Raw genomic sequence first — 4,665 nt, forward strand, 5'->3', positions numbered from 1 at the left:
CATGTTCAGACGAAGGCCGCTTCCGCGTACGGCGGTTCCCGAACCGAGTGATCAAGTACGACACACCGTTCGACATCGCACGTTAAAGATCAAGCTAGGTGTATTGACCCGCAGCGTTGTTCACTCGGCTGATGGGTGGCTGGCCTCCGAGTGCGGTGTGGCAGCGGTGGTGGTTGTAGGTGTGGAGGAAGTCTGCCAGGGCTGCCGTGCGCTCGGTGTTGGAGGTGTAGGGCCGTAGGTAGGCCCATTCGTCGGCGAGGGTGCGGTTGAAGCGTTGACGTAGTAGCCGTGCCGACGGCGGGCGGCGGGTTTGTAGGCCTCGAAGACCTGCGTGAAGCCGAACAGGCGCAGGGTGCGGGGTCGATACCAGATCAGGTTGTCGAACGGGCCGAGGAAGACCGGCTCGCGGTGCGGCGGCAGCGTGCCGGTGAGGGCGTCCGGGTCGGCCCAGGCTGTTGCCCGGACGGGGACGAGGCAGGTGGCGGGCAGGAGGCGGGCGGTGACTGGTGTGGGGATGCGGGGGTAGCCGGCGAGGTCGTCGACGGTGGCGACGCCGAGCGCTTTCCCCGCGTGGCCCAGGAGCCGGGTCAGGCACATGTCGTCGGATTCCTGGTCGGTGAAGTGCCTCCCGGGAATGCAGCGCTCGGCGAGGTCGAACAGGCGTTGCCCGCCGGCGCGGCGGGTGGAGACGAGTTCCCCGGACCAGAGAAGGAACTCCACAGCCATTGGCGGCGACGGACCGCTCGGCGGCGGAACGCCCACAGTGGCCAGTCGGTGATCGGCACGAGGCTGAGGGCGTGGGCGGGGTAGTCGAACGCGATCGGCAGGGAGCTGTTGTTGGGGGAGTCGTCCACCGTGGTGATGGTCGATTCCGGTACGCGTGCGGTCAGGGTGAGTTGATGGGCGCGGGCGAGTGCGCTGATGCCGTCGAGCTGCACGATGTGGAGGTGGGCGAGGGCTGCGGTGACGGTGGGAGTTCCGCCAGCGGGCAGAGCCGCGGCGAGCACGATGGCCCGGGCTTCTTCTGGTGACAGTTCGGCCTCGGCCGCGGGTGCAGTCACGGGCGGGGATCCATCGCAGCAGCAGGGGCTGTTGCTTGCGCGTTGTCGGGCCATAACCGCCAACGGCAGACTGGTCCCGGACTCCAGCCGCATCATGTTCGCGGACTCGGTGCTCCTGATGCTGAATCCTCACCACCCACGGCCGCGCCAACCCATGCCTCGCCGTCCTCTCCCCTACAGTCCAGCGCCTCTTCACCGTCGTGGGAGCCGACCAGGTCCTACGCATCCATTCCACCCTCGACGCCGCCCGCACCCGCTGACACCGGGCACCCGGCCAGGGCATGATCGAACCGTCGGACCGGCGACCACTCCTCGCCGGTCCGACCACCACAGTGCACTCTCACCGCCCGATCTCCCCGGCGCCCGGGGGAAGGCGGAGCAGCATGGCGTGGAAGAGCGGGGCGTCGTCCAGGCGGGGGCGTAGTCTCCGAGGGTGGTCCAGCCCCATGACTGGTACAGGGCGTGGACTTCGGGGTGGTTCTGGTCGACGAGGAGGGTGGCGCGTTCCTCGTTGCGGGAGGCCAGCAGGGTGTTGTGGAGTTGGCGGGCGGTGCCGGTCTTGCCCCACGGCTCGCGGACCATGAGTTCGGAGAGTGCGTAGGTGCGGGTTCCGGTCTCCGCGGTGGCGTCGGCGGGGACCATGTTGAGCAGTCCGCCCCACCAGCGTGACCGCGGGGGCAGGGGTGCTCCGTAGGCGTAGCCGACGGGCTGGTCGTTGTCGTAGCCGACGACGCAGCTCCAGCCGGGCCGGACGGTCCAGTGGTCGAGTCCTTCGGCGAACCGGTCCGGGGAGGCGAAGGGGTCGGTGCGCGCGGCGGTCGCGTAGACCTCGGTGTACACACCGAGGAGCAGCGGGCGCAGTTCGGGAGCCTGGGCGCCGGTGTAGTGGCGCATCTCTATGCCGGTGGTCACGCGGGCGGTCTCCTAGGCGGTGGCGAGCTGGCGGTGGACGGTGGCGAGGCTCTGGGCGATGCGGGGGTTGCTGACCGCCATGGTGTCGACCGCCGTAGCGGTCACCTTGGCGCTGCTGGTGTCGCCCTGAGCCAGCTGGAGCTGCGCGAGCTGGACGCCGTAGTAGGCACGGTTGCGGTGCATGGAGGGGCCGAGCAGGCGCAGGGTCTGGGCGGTGGCTTTCTCGGCGTCGGGTAGTCGGCCGGTGGCCCGGTGGGCGATGGCGGCGAGTCCGGCGATCTCGGCGGCGTCCAGGAAGCGCAGCCACGGTGGTGGTGTTGGGGTCGCATACAGGTATGTCTCCTACGTCTGCCCGCCGCCCCCGGTTGCGCCGCACAACCCGCTCACCGCGCGGACCTCCGACCGGCCGCCGAACGCTTCCGCTCCCCCGGTCGGTCCGGACGGCGCCCAGGGTGAACGTTGGGAGGGTATGGACTGGGCGCGGCGGATCGAGCTGGTCACCGTCGTGGTCGCCGCTCTCGTGGCGGTTGTGGGTCTTTGGTACTCGAACATCCAGACCAGGCAGGCCAATGAGCAGGCGCGGGAGGATCGATCGCTGGCGAAGGAGGGGCAGACCACCGGCCGGTACACAGCAGCGGTAGGAAACCTCGGTGAGGACAAAATGGACGTACGGCTCGGCGGCGTCTACGCCCTGCAGCGGATCATGCAGGACTCCCACCGTGACCAGCCCACCATCACCAACGTCCTCGCCACCTACATCCGCACGCATACCGCCAAGCCCCCGGCGAAGAGCCAGGACATCCCGGCCGACGTCCACGCCGCCCTCACCGTCCTTGCCACTCGCGACAGCACCCGGGACGGCCCGTCTGCTGGGACCGGCGGGGCAGGACGGGGCGGTGGCGGGCCCGCCCCTGGGCAGGCACCGCTCCCCGTCGCCGGCGTCAGAGCGCGCCGAGCCGCTCTCCCCCGGCCGGCGGCAGCCAGTGACGGCCGCCAGGGGGACTCCCCCGGATGAATCCATTACCCGGGTGGGGCCGACAGGACCGATGAAGGCCGCTGTCGCGGTCTCCAGCGGCGGGCTGTCGGCGTAGACCGTCGGCTTGGTCAGGATCTTGCTCCGCGCGGGCGGCGCGGCGAATTTGTGCCAGCCGCTGACCTGGATCCGGTAGAGGTGCCGGCCGTTGCTGGCGCATCCGCCGCAGTCCTCGTCCAGCGCGGTGGAGACCAAGTCCGGCCTGGGGCTGCTGACAGGGGCGCAGGCGTAGGCGACCGGGTTCTCGATGAAGACGGCGAGTTCGGTCGCGCGGGACGTGTTGTTGCGGGATCTCATCCCGTTCGCCTGCCGGATGGCCTCGGGGGTGCGCCCATCGGCTCGGAAGAAGACAAGGGTTGCCGATTCGGTGAGCGTGTACCCGTGCACGGGGGGCTGCGCCTGCGCGGGTTCCGCGGCGGCCGACGTCTGCCCGGCCGAGTTGGTCCGGTCGGCGCTGGAGGTCTGCGCGGCCCCGCCGAGCCTCAGATGGTCGGGCCGTTTTCGGTACGGGCGGCGGCTTCCTTTCCCGTCGGTGGACGTGGTCTGTACAGCGACCGGCACCAGCGGCCCTCGTGGGCGGCGCCGGCGGCGGGGACAGTCCGTGGCTCCACGGCGCGTTGCACATCGGGCGGTGCCTGTGCCTGCATGACGCGCTGCGCGTGGGCCTCCGCGGCGCGTTCGAACGTGTCCGAAGCGTCGGAGACGCGGAGCCCGTTGCCCATGTCCGTACCCGCCACAGGACCCTGACGCTGCTGGATGACACGGGTCGGTTCATGGGCGAGGGTGTGCCTGTCCCCACCGCCGTCGCCGATGACGACCTGGCGGCCGGAAGTGTGGGCGCGGGCGCCGGCCTCGGTGGCCGACGCGCGGGCGGCGATGCCGTCATGGACGCGCGCACGCCGGAGAAGTCCGCGCCGAGCCGCGCCTCCATTTCCTGGCGCACCGGCTCGCCGAGGGGTTTTCCGGCGCCGCGGAGCACGTCGTGGACGGCGGAGCGCTGCACCGGTGCGGGCGAGGTCGCGACCTCCTGGTGGTGGTTCTCCTGGTGGCCTCAGCCAGCACCGTGCTCGTGCTGTTCCCGGGCCCAGAGGTGGCCGGCGCCTCGGAGCATCTGGACGACCACGGTGTTGCCCGCAGCGGCCTGCAGGCCGAGCAGGCCGTGCTGCGGGGCGGGGCGGGGCGGATGCGGGCCTGCGGGCCGGGATACGGCTGTTGCCCTCCCCGGTGTGGGATCCGGCCTTCTCGTGATCGTGCGCGGGAGCCCTTCCGCTGGCGTGAGATCGTCAACTTCCCTGTGTACGTGGCGGGAATCCGCCGGCACAAGGTACGGGCGGGCAGCATGCGGTAACCGGACGGGCACATCCGATGCCGCGATGATCCGCGCGTGGGCCGGCCTGTTCCCGCCCGGGGGAGAACGGCCCCGGCGTGCTTCGGCTCACGGGTAGTTGATGCCCGCCGCAAAAGGCTCCGGAGCAGTATGCGAGATCCAGGCACGTGTCCAGGTTCAGCCGCTGTGCCTGTACCTGGACCCGTACGGGCTGGTGCTGCCGCCGGGCCGCCCGTGTGCGGCGGGGCCCCGGCGGCGGGCGCACTCCGGCGACGCGGTCGCCTCCCGCGGCAGGAACGGCGCGGCCCCGGACCTGTCTCTTATACACATCT

General features: G+C 70.8%; 5 protein-coding genes and 2 pseudogenes. 2 read left to right on the forward strand and 5 right to left on the reverse strand.

What is annotated here, in order from left to right:
- Nucleotides 1-94 precede the first annotated feature (94 nt).
- The 4 genes and pseudogenes from CR470_RS35830 to CR470_RS40940 form a co-directional block, all read right to left on the reverse strand.
- A pseudogene (locus CR470_RS35830) lies at nt 95-277 on the reverse strand (integrase core domain-containing protein); the annotation flags it as partial.
- Nucleotides 278-351: 74 nt separating this feature from the next.
- A pseudogene (locus tag CR470_RS41400) lies at nt 352-1,344 on the reverse strand (DNA glycosylase AlkZ-like family protein); the annotation flags it as partial.
- Nucleotides 1,254-1,973 (reverse strand): GNAT family N-acetyltransferase, encoded by a 720-nt coding sequence (locus CR470_RS39195; RefSeq protein WP_143663956.1) that lies wholly within the window; start codon nt 1,971-1,973, stop codon nt 1,254-1,256. The pseudogene CR470_RS41400 and the gene CR470_RS39195, both read right to left, overlap by 91 nt.
- A gap of 12 nt (nt 1,974-1,985) precedes the next feature.
- The gene (locus tag CR470_RS40940; protein WP_257139038.1) at nt 1,986-2,156 is read right to left on the reverse strand and encodes a hypothetical protein; all 171 of its coding nucleotides are present in this window, start codon (nt 2,154-2,156) and stop codon (nt 1,986-1,988) included.
- Between the two features lie 286 nt (nt 2,157-2,442).
- On the opposite strand from CR470_RS40940, the gene CR470_RS35850 reads away from it, so the two are divergent.
- Nucleotides 2,443-2,988: a hypothetical protein gene (locus CR470_RS35850; protein ID WP_179892490.1), complete on the forward strand. Its 546-nt coding sequence runs from the start codon at nt 2,443-2,445 to the stop codon at nt 2,986-2,988.
- Nucleotides 2,989-3,488: 500 nt separating this feature from the next.
- Here CR470_RS35850 and CR470_RS40945 read toward each other — a convergent pair whose 3' ends face one another.
- A complete protein-coding gene (locus tag CR470_RS40945) occupies nt 3,489-4,211 on the reverse strand; it encodes an eCIS core domain-containing protein (RefSeq protein ID WP_373561468.1) in 723 nt (240 codons plus the stop codon).
- 243 nt (nt 4,212-4,454) lie between these two features.
- Here CR470_RS40945 and CR470_RS39200 point away from each other — a divergent pair.
- Nucleotides 4,455-4,665 (forward strand): hypothetical protein (locus tag CR470_RS39200; protein WP_143663957.1); only part of this gene is annotated, 211 nt, incomplete at its 3' end.

Source organism: Streptomyces sp. rh34 (assembly GCF_002551245.1).
Classification (GTDB): Bacteria; Actinomycetota; Actinomycetes; order Streptomycetales; family Streptomycetaceae; genus Streptomyces.

Coding starts and splice junctions, on each gene's coding strand:
- CR470_RS40940 (WP_257139038.1), bottom strand. CDS start 2,156: ATGCACCGCAACCGTGCCTACTACGGCGTCCAGCTCGCGCAGCTCCAG.
- CR470_RS35850 (WP_179892490.1), top strand. CDS start 2,443: ATGGACTGGGCGCGGCGGATCGAGCTGGTCACCGTCGTGGTCGCCGCT.